The following is a 26336-nucleotide window of genomic DNA, read 5'->3' as shown; positions in this document are numbered from 1 at the left end:
ATGTTTTGTTCTGAAAATGATAAATGAAATCTTGAAATAAAATGAGCTCCTAAAATGAAAGTGAATATCCTTCATTTTAGGAGCTATTATGTTTATATTAATGGTCTAGCCAGTTTGTAACATGATTCAAAATAAATTAATCAGATGATTTCTTTATAGCCAATTATTTTCACGGTATTTCTTTTTAACTGTGAAGCCAACGCCAAATGTTGCAATGAGTAGTATAAATGTTAAAATCATCATTGGAACATTTGCAGCGCCTACTGCAAAGCTAAATAAAGTTAAGAAAACGACTGCTAAAATAGAGAACACCCAGAAGATGCCTTTTGATTTTTTTTGTTGCATCCCATACCCCACCTTTTACTTATCTTTTCACTAATATATGATATAATAAAACAGTTGTAATTAAAAGTGGGAGTTTACTCAAGAAAGGAAATTTATAAAATGACTAATTTAAGAGAAGATGTTCGTAATATAGCGATTATTGCGCACGTTGACCATGGTAAAACAACTTTAGTAGATGAGTTGCTTAAACAGTCTGGTATTTTCAGAGAGAATGAACATGTCGACGAACGTGCAATGGATTCAAACGATTTAGAAAGAGAACGTGGTATTACGATTCTTGCTAAAAATACGGCGATTGATTATAAGGGCACACGTATTAATATATTAGATACACCTGGACACGCCGATTTCGGTGGGGAAGTTGAACGTATCATGAAAATGGTAGACGGTGTTGTGCTTGTTGTCGATGCTTATGAAGGTACAATGCCTCAAACACGCTTTGTGCTTAAAAAAGCATTAGAGCAAAACTTAAAACCTGTAGTAGTTGTAAATAAAATCGATAAACCTGCTGCACGACCAGAAGGTGTAGTAGATGAAGTATTAGACTTATTTATCGAATTAGAAGCAAATGATGAACAATTAGACTTCCCAGTTGTTTATGCATCAGCAGTAAATGGTACAGCAAGTCTTGAGTCAGATAAACAAGATGAAAATATGCAATCTCTTTATGAAACAATTATTGATTACGTACCTGCACCTGTTGACAATCATGATGAGCCATTACAATTCCAAGTTGCATTATTAGACTATAATGACTACGTTGGCCGTATTGGTATTGGACGTGTATTCAGAGGTAAGATGCGTGTTGGTGATAATGTCTCATTAATTAAATTAGATGGGTCTATTAAGAACTTCCGTGTAACTAAAATCTTTGGTTATTTCGGATTAAAACGTGAAGAAATTGAAGAAGCACAAGCAGGCGACTTGATTGCTGTATCAGGAATGGAAGACATTAACGTTGGTGAAACAGTTACTCCACATGATCATCAAGAAGCGTTACCTGTATTACGTATTGATGAACCAACACTTGAGATGACTTTCCGTGTTAATAATTCACCATTCGCTGGTCGTGAAGGTGACTACGTAACTGCACGCCAAATTCAAGAAAGATTAGAACAACAACTTGAAACAGACGTTTCATTAAAGGTTACACCAACAGACCAACCAGATGCATGGGTTGTAGCTGGACGTGGTGAATTACATTTATCAATCTTAATTGAAAACATGAGACGTGAAGGTTTCGAATTACAAGTTTCTAAACCTCAAGTTATCTTACGAGAAATTGATGGCGTATTAAGCGAACCATTTGAACGTGTACAATGTGAGGTTCCTTCAGAAAATGCCGGTGCAGTTATCGAATCATTAGGTGCACGTAAAGGTGAAATGTTAGACATGTTGACAACAGATAACGGTCTAACTCGTTTAATCTTTATGGTTCCAGCGCGTGGTATGATTGGTTATACAACTGAATTCATGTCTATGACACGTGGTTATGGTATTATCAACCATACTTTCGAAGAGTTCAGACCTCGTGTTAAAGCTCAAATTGGTGGACGTCGTAATGGTGCATTGATTTCAATGGACCAAGGACAAGCAACATCATATGCGATTATTAACTTAGAAGACCGTGGTGTAAACTTTATGGAACCAGGTACAGAAGTTTATGAAGGTATGATTGTTGGTGAGCATAACCGTGAAAATGATTTAACAGTTAATATCACTAAAGCGAAACATCAAACTAACGTACGTTCAGCAACGAAAGACCAAACACAAACGATGAATCGTCCTAGAATTTTAACGCTTGAAGAAGCGCTACAATTTATCAATGACGATGAGTTAGTAGAGGTAACACCAGAAAGTATTAGATTGAGAAAGAAAATCTTAAATAAATCCGCACGTGAAAAAGAAGCAAAACGTGTTAAACAAATGATGCAAGAAGATCAATAAGATATAGAAAAGGTGCGACTCAAGCTTTAAAATGACTTGAGTCGCACCTTTTTATTAGTTACGATTCATTATTATTTTGTGAGTGACTATCTTGCTTTTGAGGATTCTCATTGATCACTTGTGGTTGGCGTTGCTTAGGCGTGTCTAAACGACTCTTACAATCATCACACATAAAAGTGCGAATAGGGTTATTTCTTAGACGTTTAGCTTCCAAAGTATTCTCATCTATGAATACTTTAGTTTCACAAATGATACATTGAACTTCTAACACATTAAATCACCTCAATATGAGTTACATATTTAAATTCATATGTATACCCTTCTTCAGGAATGTAAACAAAGCTATCTACTGCGTTATCGCTGTATAAACGTTTGCCATCTTTTGCGAATTGGAAGAATAAATAAGGTAATAAATCCATTGGTACTTCAATAGAATGCTCTTCATTATATAATTTAATCGCTTTTGCTTCTTGTTGTGGTTCAGCATTTTTGAAAAATGGAGTCATATTAATCACAAATGTACCTTCTAGAACTGAACGTTTTTTATATTTAATTTCAGAATCAAGCGTAGGCGGATTTGTTTGTCCTTCTAGAATTGCTCGATTCCATTCAGTGTTATCTTCAAACTTAACTGGACGAGTACCGTCGAATACCCCACGTTCTAAATCGTCGATACTTACCTTTCTGTCATCAAAAATCCAAGTTGTACTATCTAATGAGATAGGGAACTTGACTGCGCCTTTAATTTGAATCATATATGCCCACTCCCTAATTTTTTATCTTCAATTATTTTAACATAAATTCATACCGACTTAATTCAAATTCACTTGCTTTTTAATATCTATTAAGATAAACTTCTAATGTGAAGATATTAATTGAAATGATAGGGGGAATATGTCATGGCTAACCAATCGAAATTAAATAATGCGGCATATGACCAGTTGAATAAAGATGCGGATAGAATTTTACATCTTATTAAAGTTCAAATGGATAACTTAACTTTACCTTCTTGTCCGCTTTATGAAGAAGTGCTAGATACACAAATGTTTGGCCTTCAAAAAGAGGTTGATTTTGCTGTTCAACTTGGTTTAGTTGATAAAGAAGATGGTAAGCAATTAATGTTAAGACTGGAAAAAGAACTTTCTAAATTACATGAAGCTTTCACAAACGTTTAATGTTTTATTTATCATAGATAACATAACGCACTTATTTAAAGTGTCGAAATAATTGCGTTGATTCAATATATAATCGCGACCACGTATAAACATCCATTGTACATATACGTTATCGTATCAGTGACTGAGATGGTATCTAATTCGATATCTTGCTCAGTCATTTTTGTTTAATTGTTTTTAAAATAAATGCGCACTTAACCTAATAATATTTGTTAATTCTAAGGATTCAAGTATATAATAGGTAAGACAGCTTTTTAAAAAGTGAAGATAAATTTACTAAGTCAACGAAGTGATTAACTTTAAAAATTTAGAATTGGATGATCTAGTATATGAATAATTTTAAAAATATAATGCGGTATATTGGAAAAACTTCTAAATTTATCGATTATCCATTGTTGGTTACATATGTAGTCCTTTGTTTGATTGGATTAGTAATGGTTTATAGTGCAAGTATGGTCGCTGCGACTAAAGGTACCTTAACCGGTGGTGTAGCCGTTTCTGGAACGTACTTTTATAATAGACAGCTACTGTACGTCATTATGAGTTTCGCCATCGTATTCTTTATGGCATTCATCATGAATGTGAAAATCCTGAAGAAACCTAATGTTCAAAAGGGAATGATGATTGGTATATTCCTACTTTTACTTTTAACATTAGTTATTGGTAAAAATATCAATGGTTCTAAAAGTTGGATTAATTTAGGATTTATGAACCTACAAGCATCAGAGTTACTTAAAATTGCCATTATTCTTTACATACCTTTTATGATTGAAAAGAAAATGCCGGCAGTGAGACAAAACATCAAGTTAATCTTAGGTCCAATTCTATTTGTAGTAACATGTCTGGTACTTGTACTTTTCCAAAAAGACGTCGGACAAACAATGTTAATACTGATTATATTTTTCTCTATCATTTTCTATTCTGGCATCGGTGTACAGAACATGTTGAAATGGGGAATATTAGTATTTATAGGCTTTGTTATCATCGCCACCTTTATGTTGATTTTACACATGGTTCCAAGTTACTTAGAGGCGCGTTTTAGCACATTAACTAATCCATTTGGTCAGGAATCTGGTACGGGTTATCATATTTCCAACTCTTTAATGGCAATAGGTAATGGAGGCTTATTCGGACGTGGACTTGGCAACAGTATAATGAAACTAGGGTATCTACCTGAACCACATACCGATTTTATTTTCGCAGTCATCTGTGAGGAATTAGGTCTTGTGGGTGGATTAATCGTTATTATTTTAGAATATTTCATTGTATATCGTGCGTTCCAATTAGCGAATAAAACACCTTCACATTTCTATAAATTAGTATGTGTCGGTATCGCAAGTTATATTGGAAGTCAGACATTTGTAAACATTGGTGGTATTTCTGCGACGATTCCGTTAACAGGTGTCCCGTTACCATTTATTAGTTTTGGTGGTTCAGCCATGATTAGTTTAAGTATTGCGATGGGACTTTTATTAATTACCGCTAAACAAATCAAACAAGATGATAAACGTCTTAAACAACGTAAAATCGATATCAAACGCCGTTATAATTGAATATAAAAGAGAGACAATCTATTGAAGTTGTGTCCTTACTATGTAGGAATCACTTCTCTATAGGTTGTCTTTTTTTGTCTATAAACTAAATTAGACTGGTGAAAATTTTAAAATTCTGTAAAGGAAAGATGTCAAACTAGCATATGAGAAATATAGATGATAATATTAAGTTATCAATAGTAATAAGTTTTATTGAAGTTAAATCATAAACATGATCGTTATTTCATTTTGAAGTGGTGGGAAAATTTTTGATTCAACAAAATGTTACAAAACGATAAATTGTTTTTAACTTTGTAAATTACTATAGAATTATTCAAGCATTTAAGATAAAATTTTATTATCTAATTAGTTAGAAAATTCAAAATATTACGAGGGGTGTCTCAGCTTTTGAAACATATAAAGAAGTTACTTGTTGCTAACCGTGGTGAAATTGCCATTAGGATTTTTAGAGCAGCAGCAGAATTAAATATCAGTACAGTAGCAATATATTCTAATGAAGATAAAAGTTCATTACATAGATATAAGGCAGATGAGTCCTATCTCGTTGGTAGTGATTTAGGTCCTGCTGAAAGTTATTTAAATATTGAACGAATTATCGAGGTAGCAAAACGTGCAGGTGTCGATGCGATTCACCCTGGGTATGGTTTTCTAAGTGAGAATGAACAATTTGCGCGTCGTTGTGCAGAAGAAGGTATTAAGTTTATCGGTCCTCATTTAGAACATTTAGATATGTTTGGAGATAAAGTTAAGGCAAGAACAACAGCCATTCGCGCCAATTTACCTGTGATTCCAGGTACTGATGGGCCAATTGAAAGCTTTGAAGCGGCACAGCAATTTGCTCTTGAAGCTGGTTTTCCACTGATGATTAAAGCTACAAGTGGTGGCGGTGGTAAAGGGATGCGTATTGTTCGTGAAGAGAGTGAACTTGAAGATGCCTTTCACCGTGCTAAGTCAGAAGCTGAAAAGTCTTTCGGCAATAGCGAAGTTTATATTGAGAGATACATTGATAATCCGAAACATATTGAAGTGCAAGTAATTGGTGACGAACAAGGTAACATCATACATTTATATGAAAGAGATTGTTCGGTACAACGACGCCATCAGAAAGTTGTAGAAGTCGCACCTTCAGTTGGTTTATCGGAAAGTTTGAGAGAACGTATTTGTGAAGCGGCTATTCAACTCATGGAGAATATTAAATATGTCAATGCTGGGACAGTTGAATTTTTAGTTTCAGGCGATGAATTCTTCTTCATAGAGGTGAATCCACGTGTTCAAGTTGAACATACTATTACTGAAATGATTACGGGAATTGACATTGTTAAAACACAAATCTTAGTTGCTGATGGCGAATCGTTATTTGGTGAGAGAATAGCAATGCCACAACAACAAGATATCCAAACACTTGGGTATGCAATTCAATGTCGTATTACAACAGAAGACCCAACCAATGATTTCATGCCTGATTCAGGTACAATTATCGCTTATCGTTCAAGTGGTGGTTTTGGTGTAAGATTAGATGCTGGTGATGGTTTCCAAGGTGCTGAAATCTCTCCTTATTACGATTCATTACTTGTTAAACTCTCTACGCATGCATTTTCATTTAAGCAAGCCGAAGAGAAGATGGAACGTTCATTACGTGAAATGCGTATCCGTGGTGTGAAAACGAACATACCTTTCTTAATTAATGTGATGCGTAACGATAAATTCAGAAGTGGCGATTATACAACTAAATTTATAGAAGAAACGCCAGAACTATTTGATATTGCACCGACGCTTGATAGAGGTACGAAGACACTGGAATATATTGGGAATGTGACGATTAACGGTTTCCCTAATGTAGCGCAACGTCTTAAACCAGATTATGAATCTACTTCTATACCTAAAGTGTCTCAAGAGCGTATCAATCATTTATCTGGTACGAAACAAATTCTAGATGAACAGGGCCCTAAAGGCGTAGCAGATTGGGTTAGAGCACAAGAAGATGTATTAATTACGGATACAACTTTTAGAGATGCACATCAATCTTTACTAGCTACACGTGTAAGAACGAAAGATATGATGAATATCGCCTCTAAAACGGCTGAAGTATTTAAAGATAGCTTTTCTTTAGAGATGTGGGGCGGTGCAACATTTGACGTTGCTTATAATTTCTTAAAGGAAAATCCATGGGAACGTCTTGAACGTCTACGTAAAGCAATCCCAAACGTATTATTCCAAATGCTTTTACGTGCATCCAATGCAGTAGGATATAAAAATTATCCTGATAACGTCATTAAAAAGTTTGTAGAGGAAAGTGCTAAAGCAGGCGTAGATGTATTCCGTATATTTGATTCATTAAACTGGGTAGATCAAATGAAAGTCGCAAACGAGGCCGTTCAAGAAGCAGGTAAAATTTCTGAAGGTGCAATTTGTTATACTGGAGATATTTTAAATGTTGAACGTTCTAATATTTATACATTAGATTATTATGTGAAAATGGCTAAAGAACTCGAAAGAGAAGGATTCCATATTTTAGCAATTAAAGATATGGCAGGCCTACTGAAACCAAAAGCAGCGAATGAATTAATTGGAGAATTACGATCAGCAGTCGATTTACCAATTCATCTGCATACACATGATACGAGTGGAAATGGCTTACTCACGTATAAACAAGCGATTGATGCAGGTGTTGATATTATTGATACAGCTGTCGCGTCTATGAGCGGGTTAACAAGTCAGCCTAGCGCAAACTCTCTTTACTACGCATTGAATGGGTTCCCTCGTAATTTAAGAACAGACATTGAAGGATTAGAAGAACTGAGCCATTATTGGGCAACAGTTCGTCCATATTATACGGACTTTGAAAGTGACATAAAATCACCTAATACTGAAATTTACCAACATGAAATGCCAGGCGGACAGTATTCAAATTTAAGTCAACAAGCTAAAAGTTTAGGCTTAGGAGAGCGTTTCGATGAAGTTAAAGATATGTATCGTAGAGTGAATTTCTTATTTGGAGATATTGTCAAGGTGACACCATCATCTAAAGTAGTCGGAGATATGGCGCTTTACATGGTACAGAATGATTTGGATGAATCTTCAGTACTTAGCGAAGGTCATAAACTTGATTTCCCTGAATCGGTAGTCTCATTCTTTAAAGGAGAAATTGGGCAACCGGTAAACGGATTTAATCAAAAGTTACAAGATGTCATTCTTAAAGGACAAGTTCCACTTACTGAAAGACCAGGAGAATATTTAGAACCTGTGGACTTTGAAGCAATTCGTGAAGCGTTAGCTGAGAAACAACATGACGAAGTGACTGAGCAAGATGTGATTAGCTATGTCTTATATCCAAAGGTTTATGAGCAATATATTCAAACGAAAGCTCAATATGGTAATTTATCGTTATTAGATACACCAACATTCTTATTTGGTATGCGTAATGGTGAAACAGTAGAAATTGAAATTGATACTGGTAAACGTTTAATTATTAAACTTGAAACGATTAGTGAACCTGATGAAAATGGTAATCGTACTATTTACTACGCAATGAATGGTCAAGCACGTCGTATTTATATTAAAGATGAAAATGTAAAGACGAATGCGAATGTAAAACCAAAAGCTGATAAAACGAATCCTAGTCATATTGGGGCACAAATGCCTGGTTCAGTAACAGAAGTGAAAGTATCTGTAGGCGATGAAGTAAAAGCAAATCAACCATTGTTGATTACTGAAGCGATGAAGATGGAAACTACTATACAAGCACCTTTTGATGGTGTAATTAAACAAGTGAATGTAGTCAGTGGCGATGCGATTGCGACAGGCGATTTACTCGTTGAAATAGAAAAGCTATCATAACATGCCCGCCCGTCCAATTGTGTGACAATACGTCAGTTTACACAATTGGGCGGGCTTCTGTATTCGCCAACGATAGCGGTTTGGTACTTCAGCATAGATAAATACGCGCCCTTCAAGGATAATTTACGTGAGTATACCTTGAAGGGCGCGTATTTATAATGTGTAATAGCTTATGAACTTTAGTGTGTGTTTGTTCGATCAATGAGGTTACTTCATACTGCGAGTTGTTCTTAACATCAACAAGATGAAGTAAGCGATCATACCGAATAAGAATGTAATAAACAATGCATGGAATAATGCAACGATTAAATTCACATTCGTAATCACTGATAATGCACCAGTAATGACTTGTAAAATAACTAAAATAAACGCTGCTGTATAGCCATATCTTACAGTACGATTATCTGAATAATTCTTAATCGCGTGAATAAATGTGAACATGATCCACATGAAAGTAATAAACGCCATACCTCTATGTGCAAATTGTACCCAGTCATGTGCGTTATGAGGCACAATATCATTGAAAGGTACAGGCCAAGCACCGTAAGCAAGACTTGATTTCGTATGTCTTACCAATGCACCCGTATAAATTGTAAGATAGACAATAATGGCCATTAACCATGTCAACGTACGAAGCGGCTTTTTAATAAATAATTCATCAGCTTCATATTTCTGGTCGACAGAGAATATAATTAAAGTCATTACAAATACAGATGAAAAACTAATTAAAGAAATACCGAAATGTAATGCTAGGACATATGCATTTTGTTGCCATATCACGGCGGCAGCTCCAATAAGTGCTTGGATAAGTAAGAAAGCAACACTGATGATTGAAAGTGGTTTTATTTCTTTAATATACCCAATATTCTTCCACGCTGTAATTACTAACCAAAGGACAACAATAAGAGAAAGACCTGATACTGCTCTGTGACTTAGCTCAATAATCGTATGAATTGGTAAGTTTTGAGGAAGAAGTGCACCATTACATAATGGCCATGATGAACCACAGCCATCTTCTGATCCTGTTTTAGTTACGAGGGCGCCACCTAATTGAACAAAGGTCATAATAATCGTAGCTAAAACACCTAACCATTTAAGGTTTTGCTTTCTAAACAATGATAAACACCCCATCATTAACTAAAGTACTCACTTTTAAATGATATGTAGAAACTAGCTTTATTATCAATTAAACGATGAGTTTAACTTCAAAGTTAAGCCTTAAACTACTTCATGAGACACTTGTGATGACACTTGATGATTCAGTACTTTAGATTAATGTACATATTTTTACTTTTAACCTATTATAACAAGAATACCATTTTTAATTGTGTCACAAAATCGACGATTTATAATGTCGCTAAAGTGTCACAATTTAATTTTATAAAACCTAGTCTTTTAATAAAAATTGCTATATCATTGTACTATATGAAAAATTCAAGGAGGGGAACTATGAACAAAGATCAAACTTTGTCACAGGATACGGGCCGTGTAACCTTCAAAGAATTACAACAAATTATTAAGATGGGTCTCGTTCAAGGTAACTTAATTCCTGCATTTGCAGGCGCTTGGCTTGCAGTTGTAATGACAAACCATTCCTTCCTATCGTCTATTCCTCAAATATTGATGATGATTGTTGGGTCTACCCTAATCATGGGGGGCGCATGTGCGTTAAATAACTATTACGATCAAGATATTGACAGCATCATGCCTAGTAAACAAGGTAGACCAACTGTAAACGATAGAATCTCAGACAGAAACTTATTAATTTTAAGCTTCGGGATGATGTTAATAGGTGAAGCTTGTCTATTCTTATTAAACGTGCCATCAGGCGTTTTAGGTTTAATTGGTATCGTAGGATATGTTTCTTATTACTCCATTTGGTCTAAACGACACACAACTTGGAATACTGTTGTAGGAAGCTTTCCAGGTGCTGTACCGCCATTAATTGGTTGGGTAGCAATAGATGGTCAAATGAGCTTGGCTGCCATTGCACTATTCTTAGTCGTATTTTGTTGGCAACCGGTTCACTTTTACGCATTGGCCATTAAACGAAGCGACGAATATTCATTAGCGAATATTCCAATGTTACCATCCGTTAAAGGCTTCAAACGTACGAGAATAAGCATGTTTATTTGGTTAATATTCTTATTGCCGTTACCATTCTTATTATCAAACTTAGGTGTCACTTTTGTAGTCATTGCTACATTACTCAACCTAGGATGGTTAGCTTTAGGATTTACAACCTTCAAAAAGGATTCAGACCAAACGAAATGGGCGACAAAAATGTTCATCTATTCATTGAACTACTTAGTCGTATTTTTCGTACTCGTTGTTGTCGTTTCATTAATAAAAATGATATAAAATTACTTAAGTAAGGATGAAACTTATGAGCGTACCCATTTTACCCACGATCAGTACTTCATGTATTGTCATTAGTGCGATATTAGTCGCTATCGGTTGGAGATTAATCTGGAAACGTCAAATTGATAAACATAAAAAAGTCATGTTATGGGCAGCAATTTTTGCATTAACTTTCTTTATTATTTATGCAAGTAGAACAATTTTTATTGGAAATACCGCTTTCGGTGGTCCAGACTCAGTGAAGATTTACTACACTATCTTTTTAGTTTTCCATATTAATTTAGCTACGATTGGTGGCGTGCTAGGATTAATTCAAATTATTTTAGCATTTAAAGATAAATTCAATATTCATAGAAAGATTGGACCTATTGCTTCAATTATTTGGTTCTTCACTGCGATTACAGGCGTAGCTGTTTACATTCTTTTATATGTACTTTATCCAGGTGGAGAAACAACGTCATTAATTAAAGCAACATTAGGACTTTAGTTCATAAACTAGTTCAATCTATTTCACAATACTGATGAGACTTCATATGAGGTTTTATCAGTTTTTTTATTAAAATTAAACCAAATTAACGTGACGAAAATGAAATAGTCAGACAAGTATGACCACTTGTCTTGATAAATAGCAGAATATTTTTGTACAATAAATATAATTCTTTAGAGGTGGGTGAGAAATGAAAAAGTTAGTTATCAAAGTAGTAGGCGTCATTTTTTTAATTACTTTTTTAATTTATTTATTTTACTCACCACGTCTCAAATTTGATGTCTTAGAGAACCCGAATAAAGGTAATAAAAGTAATCATACTGAGCAATTTGAGAAGTCCAACAATCATACTGAAAATCCTAAACCCAAACAAGGTGTCGGTACATGGATAGGTAAGAATATTGACTTTATGACGAAACACTATGGACAAGCAGATCGAACATATCCTTTTAAAAATGGTTATAAGAATTACATATTTAAAAAAAGTGACCAATATTATATTGTAAGCACTAAAAAAGATATCATTACGTCAGTGTACGCCACAGGGGACAACGTTAAAGTGAATCCATTAAAGATTGGTGAAAGTGCCTCTCATCTTTTTGAAAATACAAGTATTAATCCTGAACCAACAATTCAATCAAAGGGTAAAACATATCGATTCGAAATGTCCGATGAAGATATGAAGACACAAACATTAATTAAATACGGTAACATTTACGCCCAAGTGTATTCAGATCAAGAAACAAATAAAATTTTAGCTGTACGCTTTATAGATGCAGATACACTAACAGCACTTCAACCTTATAAAATTAATAAGCAAGAAAATAGTAGTTCAAATGACCAAGCGTCTATTCCTTATGAACAAAATCCCAATCAGCTGATTACATTATACGAAGTGACAAATGAGATGAGACATCTTAAAGGTCTAAAACCTCTTAAAACGAATAATGATATTGCACATATCGCCTCTATTAATCTATATGAAGCCACAGACAATGGATCAGATAGTGTTGAATTTACTGAGAATGCCCTTACGCAACAATTAGACGAAAACAATGTGACATATAAATCTACAAGTCAGAACGTTGGGTATGACTTTGACGATGTACCAACATTAATCCATAGTTGGATGAACTCTGACATTCATCGCTCTCGAATGTTAAATAATAAATATGATGAAATGGGCGGCGAAGTGATGAAAGATTATTATTCATTAATATTCTTGGAAAAATAAAATCGAAAGGGTGAAAACATGATTACTGAAGAAACGTTATCAATTTTAGATGAAATAGAAAATCTCTCTGATATGATTGTTCAATCAGAGGTGTATCAATCGTATCAACATGCTAAAGATTATTTGGAAAATGATGATGAAGCACATTTACTTTATCAAGCATTCTTAAAGTCGAAAGATCAATACGATGATGTTATGAGATTTGGCAAATATCACCCTGACTATAAACGAATTATGATGGAAACACGTCAACGTAAACGTGCATATGAAATGCTTCCAGTTGTCATGGATTACAAAACAAAGGAAGTCGCACTCCAAAACCTAATCGATGAAGTAGTGACAAAAATAGCATTTGCAGTTTCTGAAAATGTGAAAATTGAAGCAGGCAACCCGTTCTTCCAAACAGGACATAACGGATGCGCAACAGGTGGTTCATGTAACTGTTCATTATAATGGTTGAGAACAGATGAGATGATATAAAAATTTAATTTAACTATAAAAACACTTTCGATGGTAGACAAATGAAGCCCCCATCGAAAGTGTTTTTTATTATTGGAGTTATAGGTAAATGAGATGAATGACAGACAATAGAACAGGAGATGCATATTTATTTAGTATGGATGATTAATCGATTTCAAACGTGTTCAAAAGCGAGTGAAAATTTGTGTCTAACGTCTTATTATTTTGTTTGATTTTATCAATACTTTTAATTGCAGCTTCGCTAGCTTCACCCTCAAAAGCTTCTTCAATACCTTGACCTGCTTGATTAATCTCATGAAGCATTTCCTCAATAAGTCTTTCTTCTCTTTTGACGTGTGATTTAGCATCAAGTACCATATCTTGTGTTTCGGCACGCATTCTTTCCTTTAATTCTCTAAGTCTTTCCTTTTCTTTAAACATTTGCTTAGATTTATCAGAATTCATTCTTTCATCTCCTTTAACTAAATAAACCGAATATATCACTCTCTTCTTTATCTTTATCTTCAAATTGATCTGCAGCTTCATCAAGTTTTTCGGCAAATTGTATTAAGCTTTTTTGATTTTGTTTGATGTCTTGAATCACATCTTCCATTAATCCGTTATCATAAAATCTTAAGTTCGCAGCAGAACCGCCTTTAGCGAGCATCTCCATATAATCTTCTAACTCACTAGGACTAATAAATTCATGAGAACCTGCTAATAATTCCCTTTCATACCTATTTAAAATTTGCCGTGCTTCACGTGCTGTATCTCTTTGATATTCTTCTAATTTACTTAGTAACTTATCATATATATTGATTTTTTCTCTAAGTTGATTAGCAATATTCTTAACCTTATCAGAGTGGATTTTTATTTTTTTACCATTACCACCGATACCGCCGAGTCCAATCCTAACCATACTATCAGAAAAGGGATTGACGCTTTTAGAAAAGGAACTTTTCGATTTATTTTTACTCTTAGTAGTAGAGTCTTTGTCATCTTTAACTTTCTTATTCATAATTTGGATATAATCATTGTAACTCATGGGTATGCCAAACGTTTTATACGATAAACTTAATTTTTGTGCTTTTCTGTATTGAGCTAACTCAGATTTTGACATTTCATGAATGTTACCACCTTTAACAAAATCATCATAATTAGCAATAGAATGTTGATCTAAAAATGGTATAAATAATCCTTTATTAATATGAGGAAAGGCGACAATATTTGAACCAATTCGGTCCTTTCCAAATGTCAAATTATTAATCATGTCATCTGGATGTCCTATATTTCTCACGGTTTGTTCAAATTGACGGGAATCAATTTTATTTTGATAATTCTTAGAAAACGTTTCATTTACATTTGGAGCACCAAACGTAGTGGCTCCTTCTATATTGCCAAATACTGTATTCATTTGAGCATGTACTGATCCTAAACTATGTGCAGCACCGTAAATGTGACTATTAGGATATTTCTCTTTTATCGCTTTAGTAAAAGCAACGCTCTCTGCCATTTGAGTAGGTACCATTTTTGAAGAATCATAAGCATTTGTAATTGGAAACTTACGTTTTAATAAATTCGGTGAATTTAAAGTATTTTGCAAACTAAAACTATTTTTAAAAGCTTCTTTAGTCACATTATAGGTACTATTAACAATATCATTATCATCAGAAAAGTCATTATAGCTTTTATTGATTGTAGTATGATTTAAATTTTTATAATAATTATTAATTTTAGGTTTTTTTGTGTTATTATAAAATCGAAGTTGAGCATCTGTAAATATATCATGAATACTGAAAGGATCTGTGCCAGCATATCCCATAATAATATGCTTTTTATCAGGTTTACCATTTTTTACTGGAGCAAAAGCATAAGCACGTAATCCATTTTGAGTGTCATCACGTTTTTCAATTACTTTCATTTTTTTTCCATTAATATTGTAATAACTATTTAAATTTAGTGATTGATACGATAAATGTGAAATAGATTTAGAATCGTCATCTAAAAGTCTCATAATTAATAACTCCTTAATTAAAAGTGAAATGAGGTACACTATGAAAAAAACAAAGAAACTAAAAATAATTTTAATTATATTAATTACTATACTAACATTTATTTTGATATGTGGATACTTATCTCATAAAAATAAGATTAACTATATGGAAACTCAAGAAAGAAGAATAGATTTATATTTCAAATACAATATTAATAATTATAAGTCCATGAAAACTACTAGTTTTAAAAAAGATCCAATGGGAGGGTATTTTGTTAAGGGTTATATAAATAATAAGAAGAAGTTTTATTTTCATGCTTTAATAACAGGTACGAATAATTATCAATTTAATGGGGATGTTGGGTACAATCCTAAAACACTAGGAAAATTATTTAAGAAGGATAATCCTAAAAACATGTTAAATCCAAGTGACATTATAAAAAAACATGATTTAGATAAGACAAAATACGAAGCAGATCCTCCGGCATTTTTCTGGTTTTAATTAATATAATTTTGTAGCTTTGCTTAATTTCTATATTATTCAACTTAAAATAGAAAAGAGAGATTATTAATGAGAAAGAAAGTACTGATGTGCATAATCTTAATTATAACAATATTAATGGCTGTAGGATATATTGCCCATGTAAGTAAAAAGAATCACTTTATAGAAGTTCAGAAAAGTAGACTCGATTTATATTTTAAATATAACTTAAGAAAATATGGTTCTATGAAAATAACTAAAGTTCAAAAAAATCCAATGGGAGATTATTTAATAAAAGGTTACATTAATAATGATAAAGATTATTATTTTACTGCATATTGCTTTTATGAGCATAACTTTCAGTTTAATGGAATCATAAGGTATCCTCAAGCTACTTTGGGGAAGTTATTTAAAGAGGATGAACCAAAGAATAAGTGGAAACCTGGCGAAATAATCAAAAAAGAACATTTAGATAAAACAAAGTACGAAGCTAATCCACCAATGTTGGTCTGGTTTTAGACATACATTTTATGATGATTTCTAATAGCTATGCTATCGTTAAAAATGACAAAAGGATAGATTATTGATGAAAAATAAGAAAATACTTATTCCTATAATTATATTTGTGATTGTATTATTAATTACAGGTATAGGATATATTTCACATGTGAATAAAAAGAATCATTATATCGAAACTCAAAAAAGTAGAATTGATTTATATTTCAAATATAACCTAAAAAAATATACTTCTATGAAAATAACTAAAGTTGAAAAGAATCCAATGGGAGACTACTTTATAGATGGTTATGTCAATGGTAAGAAAGATTATGATTTTAAAGCTTTCTTGTCTATTGAAGATAATAATCAATATAATGGAATGATAAACTATAATCCCAAAACTTTGGGAAAGTTATTTAAAGAGGAAGAACCAAAGAATAAGTGGAAACCTGACGAAATAATCAAAAAAGAACATTTAGATAAAACAAAGTACGAAGCTAATCCACCATTATTTATATGGTTTTAGAAATATTATAAGAACTGATGTGCACACACAAAGTTATATAAAAATCCAACTTTAGTGGTGCATATTAATTTATTATAAATTAATAATATGGAAACATTTTTAATTTGTTTAATATTTTAAAATTTAATAGATTTGAGGTTTGGAGTAACTTTTATAAACATATAGGGAGTTTGATTGATTTAGTTAGATTGTAATTTGAAGTATATCTATAATTGTTTACTGATTATCGGTAATGTATTTTTCTACTTTCAAAATCTTTATATTCTAATTAGAAAATCTACAAAAGGAAGTTATTTATGAAAAATAAAAAAAAGAAAATACTCCTTTGCTCAGTTTTAACTGTACTCATTTGTTTAACTATAGGATATATTTTGCATAAAAATAAGAAAGATAATTTTATAGAAACCCAAGAAAAAAGAATAGACCTATATTTTAAATATAACCTAAAAAAGTATGACTCTATGAAGATTGTTAAAGTTGAAAAAAATCCAATGGGAGGATACTTTTTCTATGGTTATGTTAATCATGATAAAGATTACAATTTTAGCGCAACTGTTTCTTATGATAGTAATTTTCAATTTAATGGAAGAATTAGTTATAATGGTAAAACTTTAAAAAAGCTATTTAAAGAAAATGAATCTAAAAATCAGTGGAAACCTGATGAGATAATCAAAAAAGAGCATTTAGATAAATCAAAATATGAAGCATATCCACCATTGTTTTTTATTTTTTGATTATCATTTTTGTTATTTTCCTGAGATATAATATCCTGAAAATATATTAAAAAGAGAGGTTATCAATGAAAAATAGTAAAAATAAAATAATCCTTCTCATCGTTATAGCTGCAATCATTTGTTTAACTATAGGATATACTCTACATAAAAATAAGAAAGAAAATTACATAGAAACTCAAGAGGAACGCCTAAATTTATATTTCAAATATAATCTAAAAAATTATAACTCTATGCATGTAACTTCATTTAGAAAGAATCCGACGGGAGCTTACTTTGTAAGTGGTTATATTAATAAAAATAAAAAATATCATTTCAAAGCTCAAATATCTACTGTAGATAATCTTCAATTTATAGGTGATTTAATCTATAATCCTAAGACTTTTGGGAAGTTATTAAAAAATGAAGAGACAGGCGATTCGATAAATATTGATGAGATTATCAAGAAAGAACATCTAGATAAATCAAAATACGAAGCAGATCCTCCGGCATTTTTCTGGTTTTAATTAATATAATTTTATAGCTTTGATTTCTATATTAGTCAACTTAAAATAGAAAAGAGAGATTATTAATGCGAAAGAAAACACTGTTGTTCATAATCTTAATTATGACAATATTAATAGCTGTAGGATATATTTCCCATGTAAGTAAAAAGAATCATTATATCGAAACTCAAAAAAGTAGAATTGATTTATATTTTAAATATAACCTAAAAAAATATACTGCTATGAAAATAACTAAAGTTGAGAAAAATCCAATGGGAGACTACTTTATAGATGGTTATGTCAATGGTAAGAAAGATTATAATTTTAAGGCTCCCATATATATAGATGATAATAATCAATATACTGGAAATATAAGCTACAATCCTAAAACTTTAGGGAAAATTTTTAATCAGGAAGACCCTAAAGATAGTTGGACACCTGATGAAATAATCAAAAAAGAACATCTAGATAAATCGAAATATGAAGCAGACCCTCCGGCATTTTTCTGGTTTTAACCGTACATTAAAATATAAAACAAAAATGATGTGCACTTCTAAAGAGATTTAGGAGTGCACATCATTTTATTTCATATCCCAATTATATCGATCAAAATTTGAGGCATCATTGATTATCTCAGTACTTTTTAACAAATTGGCTGTAGATGGTTGAATTGAAAGTGCGCATATATAATGTTCTTTCAATCGTAGCCATCTTGGGCTCCAACATAGAGAATTTCTTTTTTAAGAAGTTCCGTAAACAATGCAAGTTGGGTGTGAGACAATAAATATAATTTTGCAAAATTATATTTCCGTTCCTGCCTCATACAGTTTTAATTATTAAGTAAGGTTTCTTTAAATTGCTTTGCTAGGTCAGGGCGGTCAGTGACTATGGTATGAACGCCTTTATGATACAAGTCTGTCATTAAATCAATACTATTAATACCATAGAAACCTGGTACGATATTATTAAGATTTAGCCAATCGATAAAGCGTTTAGAGGTCAATGGAATGCCTTTAAATTCTGTTGGCATTTGAAACGTATCCGCTTGTGGAGTAAATGTGTTTCCAAGCATGCAATTAAATTTAATGAAGCCTTCAGCAACTTCAGCTTGGCTTGCACCGACTGCTATTTCTCCTTTACTGTATTCGACAAAACGTTGGATTTGAGTTTTATGGAAACTTGTGACTAGCACACGGTCTTGAGCTTGGTGTTTAACAATATTGTTGTACATGATTTCAGGAGCGAGACGTCCTTCGTACGTATTTGGAGCGTCTTTTAAATCTACATTGATATACATATTTGGATACATTTGAAGTAGTTCTTCAAATGAAAGAATTTTAGCATGAGGGTGGTTACGATATGGTGTATCCCCATTAATATCTGTAAAATGATACCCTGCATCTAATTGTTTCAATTCTTCTAATGTGTGTTCGCTCACTTTACCTGAACCATTGGTCGTACGGTCGACAAGTGCGTCATGAAAGACGATTAATTTACCGTCTTGAGTTAAACGTACATCCGTTTCAAATCCATCTAATCCGTGTTCCACAGCATTGTCAAATGCTAATTGTGTTTGTTCAGGTCGAACAGCCATGCCACCTCTATGCGCAAATAAGTAGGGTGCTTGACCAGAGAAGAATTCAGGGATTGTTTTAACTTCTTTTGGTGATTTATTCTTATTGAAGTAGAATAAGCTGCCAAGTATCCCAGCTGTAGCTATGGTACCATTAATCAACCATTTTTTAGTGTTACTCATATGTGAGCCTCCTCGTTTTTAATAGAATTAGCTTAACAAATATTATCCTAATATTAAATCATATCGATATCGTGTCATAGTTGATGAGGGAATTCATTTTCCAAAAATAAAATTATAAATAGTATAAATAAACAACACTCAGAGACGTGTCATAGTGATTTCAATACGCACACAGACGTGATATGATTACAAATGTATAAATAATGGAGTGAGCGAGATATGAATTTAATTCCTAGAGTAAGTTTAATTATTTATTTAAAGCATATTAAGCATGAACGTCAAATTAGAAAATATGGACATATAGTTCATTCAAATAAACAAAGAAAATATGTCGTCATGTATGTTGACGAAGCGGATGCTGATAGCATTGTTCATAAATTGATGCAACTTAAATACGTTCGCGCAATCGACGGATCACCTTATAAATTTCTAAAGAAAACGTATGAGAAAGAAAAACATGAAATGCTTTAAGAAAATATCGTTTATTGTAAAGGTGGAATCCAACGTTGGAGTCGTAAGACACTGATTAGATAGTTAAAGTATAAATCTAAGTCAGGATAGGTCTCGGGCGGTTGTACATCAATGCCGACGACTGGGATATCGTACTTTTCAGCTTCTGTATTGATGATGTCGAATTTCTTGTTACCATCTGGATAAGGATAGTTAAGGGCATTAACCATGATGTACATCGCTTGAAAATGATTGCCAGATGTTGGATTCATAACCATTGCTACTGAGGATAATTGTTTCTCAGATTGTGGTGAATGAAAGTAAATGATGCGATTAATTCGGGGATGATTATACTCGATGAGCGTAGTGAATTCGAACAAGTCGGTTAAACCTTCTCCGATTTTGATAAATGATTGTTTCATAAGATTATCATTCTCCTTTGTTACAACAAATTATATTAAATAACCTATTGAAATGGAAGTGTGAGCAAATGCGTGTAATAGCAGGAAAACATAAAAGTAAAGCTTTAGAAAGTCTAGAAGGGCGAAATACCCGTCCAACTATGGATAAAGTAAAAGAGGGCATCTTTAATAGTTTGCACGAGGTTTCAGGTTTGGGGTTAGACTTGTTTGCAGGAAGCGGTGCCCTTGGTATAGAAGCATTGTCGCGTGGTATGGAGAAAGTCATTTTCGTGGATCAAAACTTTAAAGCAGTTAAAGTGATAAAGGCGAATTTAAACCAATTAGATCTCATGTCACAAGCTGAAGTTTATAAGAACAATGCTGATAGAGCGCTTAAAGCACTCGCTAAACGTGAGATACAATTTGATATCATCTTCCTAGATCCACCTTATAAAAAGGGACTCATAGATGAGGCGATTGAGAGAATTTCGGAGTTTAATTTATTAAAAGAAAATGGTATTATCGTTTGTGAGTTTAGTAATCATGAGGATATTCAATATGAGCCATTCCAATTGATTAAGCGTTATCATTATGGTTTAACAGATACTTTGTTACTTGAAAAAGGAGAATAATATGAGTAAGACAAGAGCAGTTATTCCCGGTAGTTTCGATCCTATTACATACGGTCATTTAGACATTATAGAACGAAGTGCCGATCGCTTTGATGAGATTCATGTTTGTGTGTTAAAGAATAGCAGCAAAGGTGGAACATTTGATTCAGAAGAACGAATAGATTTAATCAAAGATTCAGTCCAACATTTATCGAATGTTGAAGTTCATCATTTTAATGGATTACTCGTCGATTTCTGTGATCAAGTTGGAGCTAAGACAATTATTAGAGGTCTTAGAGCGGTCAGTGATTTTGAATACGAGTTGCGATTGACGTCGATGAATAAAAAACTGAATAGTGACATTGAAACGATGTATATGATGACGAGTACTAAATATTCGTTTATTAGTTCAAGCATTGTTAAAGAAGTAGCAGCGTATAAAGCGGATATTTCAGCTTTCGTGCCGCCACATGTAGAGAAGGCGCTAAAAGACAAGTTTGATGTTTAAAAAATAACCATTTCAACGTGTACCAGCTTTGCAATCAATAACTATTGAAATTGCTGTATGGTTCGGGTTGAAATGGTTTTATTTACGTATGATGGGTGTATTGAAATCGGTTTGTGTTTGATGACTCATTAAATTATACACGTGTGTTGCTTTAATTTCATTTTGGAAATAGTGGGCATTTTTTTGGTTAATATTGGTAATATATTGACGTTCAGGAAATTTATTTTTTAAATGTTTTAAATAATTTCTACCTACGTCGTTCATTCCTAATATTCTTACAGCATGTATATCTTTATGTACATCTTGAGACTTTATATTCAATAATATGGTCATAAGAATGCGCTGAATATGTGTATAAGTGTAACGTTTAGTTTTAAGATTCTGCATAAACGCTTTAAATGAATGACTCTGTTGAATCATTGATTTCAATCGATTTTCAAATCCTTCATTTATATTATATATGGATTTCAAGTCTTCTTGATGTTGCACGGTTAATTGATATTTAATGAACGGAAATGTATCTTCTGCTGAAACATGTGGTGATTTATATAAATTATGAGCTACTTGTGGAACGACGTTTCGCCAATGATGATTTCCCTGTAGCAGAGACTGACGTATCGATGTACCACTCGCAAATTGATGATGCGTTATTTCTGAATGGTGATGATGTGAACCTTCTCGTTTAATTGTCATCGCTTCTATTTGAGGCGCGAATTGATTGATTGCTTTAAGGTAACTCATTCCTAGCAAGTTGTTAGGGGATTGTAAGAGTTCATGGCTATCCGTGAGTTCACTTAATATACGAGGATAACTCTTGCCTTCTTTAAGTTTACTTTTAAAATCAGGATGACTTTCTAAAGTTGAAATTTGATCTGCAAGTTGTTGAAGATCATTCAAATCTGCACTTTCACTTCCAAAAGAAATGGTATCGATATCAAGGTATTGCGCCACTTTCACAGCCATTTCCGCAAAAGTATCACCCGAAGATAGGCTAGCGAGAAGCGGAAGTTCAACCACTAAATCAACGCCTGTGAGCGCCATTTCAGTTCGAGTGAATTTATTGTAGATGGCAGGTTCACCACGCATAACAAAGTTGCCACTCATCAACGCAATTGTTACATTTGAATTAGAGCGTTGTTTAGATTGTTGAGCATGATATAAATGCCCATTATGAAAAGGATTATATTCAGTAATGAGGCCAACACTTTTCATTTGCAATTCGTCCTTTCAGTATTCATCATTAGTATTGTAACAGAACTATATATGTTAAGAAAAAATCTTGACAACTTTTGTTGGGAAAGTTAAAATAAATTTTGTGCTTGTTAGAGGTGAAGCCATATGAAATGGTCAATAACACAATTAAGAAAGTATCAAGGTAAGCCATTTGAGTTTAACCAAACGGCTCATTTTGATCATTTGAAAGAATCATTAGATTTAATTGATCTATCAGAAATAAATGTTGAAGGCCAATTAACAGTGAAATCCAATGAAGTCATTGCTGATATGCATGTGACTGGAACATATACGATGCCTTGTGCACGTACACTTGTACCAGTTGAAGTGCCGTTAGATGTAACAACTTCAGAAGTTTTTGACTTAGAGGGCTATAATGATTATATCGATAGTGAAGAACAAGAAGATGAACATTATCATCTTGTTTCCGACGGTATGATTAATATTAAAGACATTGCTGAAGAACTTGTAATTATTGAAAAGCCTATGCGCGCCTTCTCTGAAAATAGCAATCATATGCTAACAGAAGGTAATGGTTGGGAAGTCATTGATGAAGATCAATTGATTGAAGTTCAACAAGAACAAGATAATGATGATTCTGAAAGTAAGCAAGTTGATCCAAGGCTTCAGAAATTACAACAATTATACGATAAAGAGCAATAGCAGTTTAATTAATGATATAATAGTATTAATTGAACTGACATTTTGAATTAAGTGTCTATTCTAAGGAGGATTAATCATGGCAGTACCAAAAAGAAGAACGTCTAAAACTAGAAAAAATAAACGCCGTACGCATTTCAAAATTTCAGTACCTGGTATGACTGAATGCCCAAGCTGTGGCGAATACAAATTATCTCACCGTGTATGTAAAAACTGTGGTTCTTACAATGGTGAAGAAATCGTGTCTAAATAATATAGAATTTATTTATTTTTATCCAACAATCTGTATGAGGTTGTTGGATTTTTTTATACCCATTTATAAGAATGACCTACAGCTTTAGATAGAGGTAACTGTAGGTCATTGTGCATCATCAAATTATGATGAATGCTTTATGAAATTAGTGTTTTTTATTACTTTTACGTGTTTGACGTTTTAACAGTAATACACCTGCGAAGAATGATAATACACTTGCCCAAATTGTTGGTGTAGTTGTATCAACACCAGTATTAGGTAATGTTTTAGATTTATCTGATTGATGTTTAGTTTCATGCTTTTTATTTTTAGTGCTAGACTTGTCATCATTAGTAGTCTTTTTACCTTTCACTTTTGTCTCGTCTTTTTTAGTGATTTTGATTGTTTCCTTTTTATGAGTTGGTGTAGTTGGTGTTTTATTCGGATCCTTCATGTGTGGTGTCTCAGGTTCTTTATTCGGGATTCTTTCAGATACTTTCTCAGGCTCTTTCTTCGGATCATTATTTACAATTCTAATTTTGTAATTTCCTTTATAACCGATTTTAGGTACTTCAACGCTTACAAACGCCTGATAGACTTTCTTACCTTCTACGTAAGGGAACGTGATAGTACGTGTATCATGTTCTTTATCTTTAGCAATTGTTGTTGCACGTGTACCTTCAACTTTAAATTCTTTCCAATAAGAATCATTGTTTAATGTAAGAACAACAAGTTGATTACCTTTTTCATCAACGGCTACTTTGAAAGGTTTTTGAATATAATTCTCCAATACTGACGGTTGATCTTTTAAGCTTTTCAGTACAGAGAAATCAACGGCTTTTTCATCTTTTAATACTGTAGGCGTTGGCGTTGCATTTTCAAACTCTGTTTTGACAGGAGTGACTTCAGTTGTATTTGTAGTTGCATTGTTAGTAGTATCGGTCTGCGGTTTTTCCACAATAGGGAAGTCGAGATCAAGGGTAGTATCTACTTCATTACCAGCTTTGTCATATTTAGAAACTACAGTTGTTTTAAGTTGAATTTTATCTAATAATTTATCCGTAGTTAAAACTGCTTCTTTCACTTTATCAGCTTGTTCAGTTAATAGTACATTTTCACCGTTGTGAGTAATTTTAGAGAATTGATACTTCGTTCTCTTTGTGATAAGTGTGTTACCGTTTGCTTCTTTTACTTTAAAAGTATATTTGAACTTGTCTCCATCTTTTTCAACTTTGACGTCTTTTTCAAACAAATTAGCATAAGTAGAAGTTTGAGAATTATCTTTTTGATATTTTAATTCACCTTGAATTGTAACTGGATATGCATTAGGAACTTTGTTTGCTTCGACTTCATGATCTGCTACAGATGATTGAGTCGATGCTGTTGTTTGATTTGCTGGTTTTGTTTGTGTTGTAGAAGGTGTAGCTTTAGCCGGTTTAGCTGGCTTTGATGGTACTTCTTTAGGGTCGTTCCATAGCGCATCATTAAATTTTCGAGCACTGTCATAATACAATTGAAGTGTTACGTCATGTGCTTGGTCTCGACCTTTGCTTGGATTATTAACATTTTCCGGATATTTAGTCGTACCAGTAAGTTGGATTTTTTCTAATAAATCTTTTGAAGTTACAGAGAATTCTTTAATTCTATTCTTGTCATTGATTGTTCTTAATTCTAATGGTTGGTCTTTGTATTCCATTTTGAAAAGGTCAAAGTCATAAAATTCGCCACCCACATCTGCAATTCCAGGGTGTAAGCGTACAGTGTATTTATATAAATCATTTACTTTTTCAATTTTAACGTTAGGATTCAGCGCACCTTCATAAAGAGAAGTTTCTTCATTGTTCATCGCATTTCTAAAGTGACCACTTACGAAGAGCGGAAGTTCTTTATGTAATTTACTTTTATCGTAGACTACATCGTCGTAAAGATTCTTGTAAGTTGTAGCTTGATAGTCCTTAGCGGTAATCTTTTTGTCTGATTGGCTGTTAGGTTTGGTTGTTGTTTGTGAACTTGAATTGTTTGTTGGTGTAGTCGATGGTTGAATGTTGTTTTGGTTTTGCGATGAATCTGCTTGGTTTTTATGATTAGACGTATTAGTCGTTGTAGCTGTTCCAGTAGGGGGTGTACCGTCGCTGTTTTGACCAGTAGTAGTTGTTGTCTTAGTATCTGATTGAGTAGATGAATTTTCTGCTGCTTGTGCATCGTGACTTGAACTTAGGAAGAGGGCAGTTCCTAATGTGATTGAAGCTACGCCAACTGTTAATTTACGAATGGAAAAGTAATTGGCATACCTTAGTGTATGATTCTTCTGATGTTTGTTCATGTTGTTAACAACTCCTAAGATAGATTTCTAAATGATAAACCTTATCAATT

Annotated in this window: 29 protein-coding genes; 19 read left to right on the top strand and 10 right to left on the bottom strand. The window is 33.0% G+C overall.

All coding sequences use genetic code 11. The features are described from left to right. Positions 1-153: 153 nt before the first annotated feature. A complete protein-coding gene (locus tag JMUB898_RS09140) occupies positions 154-345 on the bottom strand; it encodes a DUF5325 family protein (protein WP_002442175.1) in 192 nt (63 codons plus the stop codon). A 99-nt stretch (positions 346-444) separates the two neighbouring features. On the opposite strand from JMUB898_RS09140, the gene typA reads away from it, so the two are divergent. Continuing rightward, a complete protein-coding gene (typA, locus tag JMUB898_RS09135) occupies positions 445-2292 on the top strand; it encodes a translational GTPase TypA (RefSeq protein WP_037541334.1) in 1848 nt (615 codons plus the stop codon). Positions 2293-2350: 58 nt separating this feature from the next. Here typA and JMUB898_RS09130 read toward each other — a convergent pair whose 3' ends face one another. Continuing rightward, positions 2351-2563, bottom strand: coding sequence for a YlaI family protein (locus JMUB898_RS09130; protein ID WP_002442179.1), 213 nt, complete (start codon positions 2561-2563; stop codon positions 2351-2353). Position 2564: 1 nt separating this feature from the next. Next, on the bottom strand, positions 2565-3047 hold the full coding sequence (locus JMUB898_RS09125; protein WP_002442182.1) for a hypothetical protein: 483 nt from the start codon (positions 3045-3047) through the stop codon (positions 2565-2567). Positions 3048-3191: 144 nt separating this feature from the next. On the opposite strand from JMUB898_RS09125, the gene JMUB898_RS09120 reads away from it, so the two are divergent. From JMUB898_RS09120 to JMUB898_RS09110, 3 genes are all read left to right on the top strand, one after another. Then, complete coding sequence (locus JMUB898_RS09120) at positions 3192-3467, top strand: Fpa/YlaN family protein (protein WP_002435383.1); 276 nt, start codon at positions 3192-3194, stop codon at positions 3465-3467. A 329-nt stretch (positions 3468-3796) separates the two neighbouring features. After that, on the top strand, positions 3797-5020 hold the full coding sequence (ftsW, locus tag JMUB898_RS09115) for a cell division peptidoglycan polymerase FtsW (protein ID WP_002442184.1): 1224 nt from the start codon (positions 3797-3799) through the stop codon (positions 5018-5020). Positions 5021-5407: 387 nt separating this feature from the next. Then, positions 5408-8857 carry a pyruvate carboxylase gene (locus JMUB898_RS09110; RefSeq protein ID WP_037541338.1) on the top strand — a complete coding sequence of 1150 codons (3450 nt, stop codon included), beginning with the start codon at positions 5408-5410 and terminating at the stop codon, positions 8855-8857. 207 nt (positions 8858-9064) lie between these two features. Here the strand turns inward: JMUB898_RS09110 and JMUB898_RS09105 are convergent, their stop codons facing one another. Then, on the bottom strand, positions 9065-9973 hold the full coding sequence (locus JMUB898_RS09105) for a COX15/CtaA family protein (protein ID WP_037541339.1): 909 nt from the start codon (positions 9971-9973) through the stop codon (positions 9065-9067). A 333-nt stretch (positions 9974-10306) separates the two neighbouring features. Here JMUB898_RS09105 and cyoE point away from each other — a divergent pair, with 333 nt between their 5' ends. From cyoE to JMUB898_RS09085, 4 genes are all read left to right on the top strand, one after another. After that, positions 10307-11218 carry a heme o synthase gene (gene cyoE, locus JMUB898_RS09100; protein WP_037541341.1) on the top strand — a complete coding sequence of 304 codons (912 nt, stop codon included), beginning with the start codon at positions 10307-10309 and terminating at the stop codon, positions 11216-11218. 25 nt (positions 11219-11243) lie between these two features. Then, positions 11244-11705 carry a DUF420 domain-containing protein gene (locus JMUB898_RS09095; RefSeq protein WP_037541344.1) on the top strand — a complete coding sequence of 154 codons (462 nt, stop codon included), beginning with the start codon at positions 11244-11246 and terminating at the stop codon, positions 11703-11705. A 190-nt stretch (positions 11706-11895) separates the two neighbouring features. After that, positions 11896-12939, top strand: coding sequence for a CAP-associated domain-containing protein (locus JMUB898_RS09090; protein WP_002442198.1), 1044 nt, complete (start codon positions 11896-11898; stop codon positions 12937-12939). 18 nt (positions 12940-12957) lie between these two features. Further along, positions 12958-13392 carry a YlbF/YmcA family competence regulator gene (locus tag JMUB898_RS09085; RefSeq protein WP_002442199.1) on the top strand — a complete coding sequence of 145 codons (435 nt, stop codon included), beginning with the start codon at positions 12958-12960 and terminating at the stop codon, positions 13390-13392. A 171-nt stretch (positions 13393-13563) separates the two neighbouring features. On the opposite strand, the gene JMUB898_RS09080 is transcribed toward JMUB898_RS09085, so the two are convergent. Continuing rightward, on the bottom strand, positions 13564-13863 hold the full coding sequence (locus tag JMUB898_RS09080; protein WP_037541348.1) for a hypothetical protein: 300 nt from the start codon (positions 13861-13863) through the stop codon (positions 13564-13566). 13 nt (positions 13864-13876) lie between these two features. Continuing rightward, positions 13877-15412 (bottom strand): hypothetical protein, encoded by a 1536-nt coding sequence (locus JMUB898_RS09075; protein WP_002442203.1) that lies wholly within the window; start codon positions 15410-15412, stop codon positions 13877-13879. Positions 15413-15452: 40 nt separating this feature from the next. Between JMUB898_RS09075 and JMUB898_RS09070 the strand changes: the two genes are divergently transcribed. The 6 genes from JMUB898_RS09070 to JMUB898_RS09045 all read left to right on the top strand — a co-directional run bounded on the left by JMUB898_RS09070 (position 15453) and on the right by JMUB898_RS09045 (position 18627). Then, the gene (locus JMUB898_RS09070) at positions 15453-15893 is read left to right on the top strand and encodes a DUF1433 domain-containing protein (RefSeq protein ID WP_002442206.1); all 441 of its coding nucleotides are present in this window, start codon (positions 15453-15455) and stop codon (positions 15891-15893) included. Positions 15894-15962: 69 nt separating this feature from the next. After that, on the top strand, positions 15963-16391 hold the full coding sequence (locus JMUB898_RS09065) for a DUF1433 domain-containing protein (protein ID WP_037541350.1): 429 nt from the start codon (positions 15963-15965) through the stop codon (positions 16389-16391). 67 nt (positions 16392-16458) lie between these two features. Continuing rightward, positions 16459-16896, top strand: a complete 438-nt coding sequence (locus tag JMUB898_RS09060) for a DUF1433 domain-containing protein (RefSeq protein WP_002442208.1) — start codon at positions 16459-16461, stop codon at positions 16894-16896. Positions 16897-17192: 296 nt separating this feature from the next. After that, complete coding sequence (locus JMUB898_RS09055; protein WP_002442209.1) at positions 17193-17630, top strand: DUF1433 domain-containing protein; 438 nt, start codon at positions 17193-17195, stop codon at positions 17628-17630. Between the two features lie 65 nt (positions 17631-17695). Next, entirely contained in the window at positions 17696-18133 is a 438-nt protein-coding gene (locus tag JMUB898_RS09050; protein ID WP_002442210.1) for a DUF1433 domain-containing protein, read from the top strand. Between the two features lie 65 nt (positions 18134-18198). Beyond that, positions 18199-18627, top strand: a complete 429-nt coding sequence (locus JMUB898_RS09045; protein WP_037541351.1) for a DUF1433 domain-containing protein — start codon at positions 18199-18201, stop codon at positions 18625-18627. A 314-nt stretch (positions 18628-18941) separates the two neighbouring features. Here JMUB898_RS09045 and JMUB898_RS09040 read toward each other — a convergent pair whose 3' ends face one another. Next, on the bottom strand, positions 18942-19868 hold the full coding sequence (locus tag JMUB898_RS09040; RefSeq protein WP_002442213.1) for a lysophosphatidylglycerol phospholipase D: 927 nt from the start codon (positions 19866-19868) through the stop codon (positions 18942-18944). A 219-nt stretch (positions 19869-20087) separates the two neighbouring features. Between JMUB898_RS09040 and JMUB898_RS09035 the strand changes: the two genes are divergently transcribed. Further along, positions 20088-20339: a DUF2129 domain-containing protein gene (locus JMUB898_RS09035; protein WP_002442214.1), complete on the top strand. Its 252-nt coding sequence runs from the start codon at positions 20088-20090 to the stop codon at positions 20337-20339. Between the two features lie 11 nt (positions 20340-20350). Here JMUB898_RS09035 and JMUB898_RS09030 read toward each other — a convergent pair whose 3' ends face one another. After that, on the bottom strand, positions 20351-20740 hold the full coding sequence (locus JMUB898_RS09030; protein ID WP_002442215.1) for a DUF7147 family protein: 390 nt from the start codon (positions 20738-20740) through the stop codon (positions 20351-20353). 68 nt (positions 20741-20808) lie between these two features. On the opposite strand from JMUB898_RS09030, the gene rsmD reads away from it, so the two are divergent. Both rsmD and coaD read left to right on the top strand, forming a co-directional pair. Beyond that, the gene (gene rsmD / locus JMUB898_RS09025; protein ID WP_002442216.1) at positions 20809-21351 is read left to right on the top strand and encodes a 16S rRNA (guanine(966)-N(2))-methyltransferase RsmD; all 543 of its coding nucleotides are present in this window, start codon (positions 20809-20811) and stop codon (positions 21349-21351) included. Between the two features lies 1 nt (position 21352). Then, positions 21353-21838, top strand: a complete 486-nt coding sequence (gene coaD, locus JMUB898_RS09020) for a pantetheine-phosphate adenylyltransferase (protein ID WP_037541352.1) — start codon at positions 21353-21355, stop codon at positions 21836-21838. A gap of 78 nt (positions 21839-21916) precedes the next feature. Here the strand turns inward: coaD and JMUB898_RS09015 are convergent, their stop codons facing one another. After that, the gene (locus JMUB898_RS09015; RefSeq protein WP_002442219.1) at positions 21917-23050 is read right to left on the bottom strand and encodes a nucleotidyltransferase; all 1134 of its coding nucleotides are present in this window, start codon (positions 23048-23050) and stop codon (positions 21917-21919) included. 126 nt (positions 23051-23176) lie between these two features. Here JMUB898_RS09015 and JMUB898_RS09010 point away from each other — a divergent pair, with 126 nt between their 5' ends. Together JMUB898_RS09010 and rpmF are read left to right on the top strand one after the other, a co-directional pair. After that, a complete protein-coding gene (locus tag JMUB898_RS09010) occupies positions 23177-23734 on the top strand; it encodes a YceD family protein (protein ID WP_002442220.1) in 558 nt (185 codons plus the stop codon). 76 nt (positions 23735-23810) lie between these two features. Beyond that, positions 23811-23984, top strand: a complete 174-nt coding sequence (gene rpmF / locus JMUB898_RS09000; protein ID WP_002442221.1) for a 50S ribosomal protein L32 — start codon at positions 23811-23813, stop codon at positions 23982-23984. Between the two features lie 145 nt (positions 23985-24129). On the opposite strand, the gene JMUB898_RS08995 is transcribed toward rpmF, so the two are convergent. Continuing rightward, positions 24130-26286 carry an NEAT domain-containing protein gene (locus JMUB898_RS08995; protein WP_002442222.1) on the bottom strand — a complete coding sequence of 719 codons (2157 nt, stop codon included), beginning with the start codon at positions 26284-26286 and terminating at the stop codon, positions 24130-24132. Positions 26287-26336: the final 50 nt, after the last annotated feature.

The sequence above is a fragment of the Staphylococcus caprae genome (genome assembly GCF_003966625.1).
Lineage (GTDB): Bacteria > Bacillota > Bacilli > Staphylococcales > Staphylococcaceae > Staphylococcus > Staphylococcus caprae.
This window is presented reverse-complemented; position numbering and strand designations above follow the sequence as displayed.

Coding starts and splice junctions, on each gene's coding strand:
- JMUB898_RS09140 (WP_002442175.1), bottom strand. CDS start 345: ATGCAACAAAAAAAATCAAAAGGCATCTTCTGGGTGTTCTCTATTTTA.
- typA (WP_037541334.1), top strand. CDS start 445: ATGACTAATTTAAGAGAAGATGTTCGTAATATAGCGATTATTGCGCAC.
- JMUB898_RS09125 (WP_002442182.1), bottom strand. CDS start 3,047: ATGATTCAAATTAAAGGCGCAGTCAAGTTCCCTATCTCATTAGATAGT.
- JMUB898_RS09120 (WP_002435383.1), top strand. CDS start 3,192: ATGGCTAACCAATCGAAATTAAATAATGCGGCATATGACCAGTTGAAT.
- ftsW (WP_002442184.1), top strand. CDS start 3,797: ATGAATAATTTTAAAAATATAATGCGGTATATTGGAAAAACTTCTAAA.
- cyoE (WP_037541341.1), top strand. CDS start 10,307: ATGAACAAAGATCAAACTTTGTCACAGGATACGGGCCGTGTAACCTTC.
- JMUB898_RS09095 (WP_037541344.1), top strand. CDS start 11,244: ATGAGCGTACCCATTTTACCCACGATCAGTACTTCATGTATTGTCATT.
- JMUB898_RS09090 (WP_002442198.1), top strand. CDS start 11,896: ATGAAAAAGTTAGTTATCAAAGTAGTAGGCGTCATTTTTTTAATTACT.
- JMUB898_RS09085 (WP_002442199.1), top strand. CDS start 12,958: ATGATTACTGAAGAAACGTTATCAATTTTAGATGAAATAGAAAATCTC.
- JMUB898_RS09080 (WP_037541348.1), bottom strand. CDS start 13,863: ATGAATTCTGATAAATCTAAGCAAATGTTTAAAGAAAAGGAAAGACTT.
- JMUB898_RS09075 (WP_002442203.1), bottom strand. CDS start 15,412: ATGAGACTTTTAGATGACGATTCTAAATCTATTTCACATTTATCGTAT.
- JMUB898_RS09070 (WP_002442206.1), top strand. CDS start 15,453: ATGAAAAAAACAAAGAAACTAAAAATAATTTTAATTATATTAATTACT.
- JMUB898_RS09065 (WP_037541350.1), top strand. CDS start 15,963: ATGAGAAAGAAAGTACTGATGTGCATAATCTTAATTATAACAATATTA.
- JMUB898_RS09060 (WP_002442208.1), top strand. CDS start 16,459: ATGAAAAATAAGAAAATACTTATTCCTATAATTATATTTGTGATTGTA.
- JMUB898_RS09055 (WP_002442209.1), top strand. CDS start 17,193: ATGAAAAATAAAAAAAAGAAAATACTCCTTTGCTCAGTTTTAACTGTA.
- JMUB898_RS09050 (WP_002442210.1), top strand. CDS start 17,696: ATGAAAAATAGTAAAAATAAAATAATCCTTCTCATCGTTATAGCTGCA.
- JMUB898_RS09045 (WP_037541351.1), top strand. CDS start 18,199: ATGCGAAAGAAAACACTGTTGTTCATAATCTTAATTATGACAATATTA.
- JMUB898_RS09040 (WP_002442213.1), bottom strand. CDS start 19,868: ATGAGTAACACTAAAAAATGGTTGATTAATGGTACCATAGCTACAGCT.
- JMUB898_RS09035 (WP_002442214.1), top strand. CDS start 20,088: ATGAATTTAATTCCTAGAGTAAGTTTAATTATTTATTTAAAGCATATT.
- JMUB898_RS09030 (WP_002442215.1), bottom strand. CDS start 20,740: ATGAAACAATCATTTATCAAAATCGGAGAAGGTTTAACCGACTTGTTC.
- rsmD (WP_002442216.1), top strand. CDS start 20,809: ATGCGTGTAATAGCAGGAAAACATAAAAGTAAAGCTTTAGAAAGTCTA.
- coaD (WP_037541352.1), top strand. CDS start 21,353: ATGAGTAAGACAAGAGCAGTTATTCCCGGTAGTTTCGATCCTATTACA.
- JMUB898_RS09015 (WP_002442219.1), bottom strand. CDS start 23,050: ATGAAAAGTGTTGGCCTCATTACTGAATATAATCCTTTTCATAATGGG.
- JMUB898_RS09010 (WP_002442220.1), top strand. CDS start 23,177: ATGAAATGGTCAATAACACAATTAAGAAAGTATCAAGGTAAGCCATTT.
- rpmF (WP_002442221.1), top strand. CDS start 23,811: ATGGCAGTACCAAAAAGAAGAACGTCTAAAACTAGAAAAAATAAACGC.
- JMUB898_RS08995 (WP_002442222.1), bottom strand. CDS start 26,286: ATGAACAAACATCAGAAGAATCATACACTAAGGTATGCCAATTACTTT.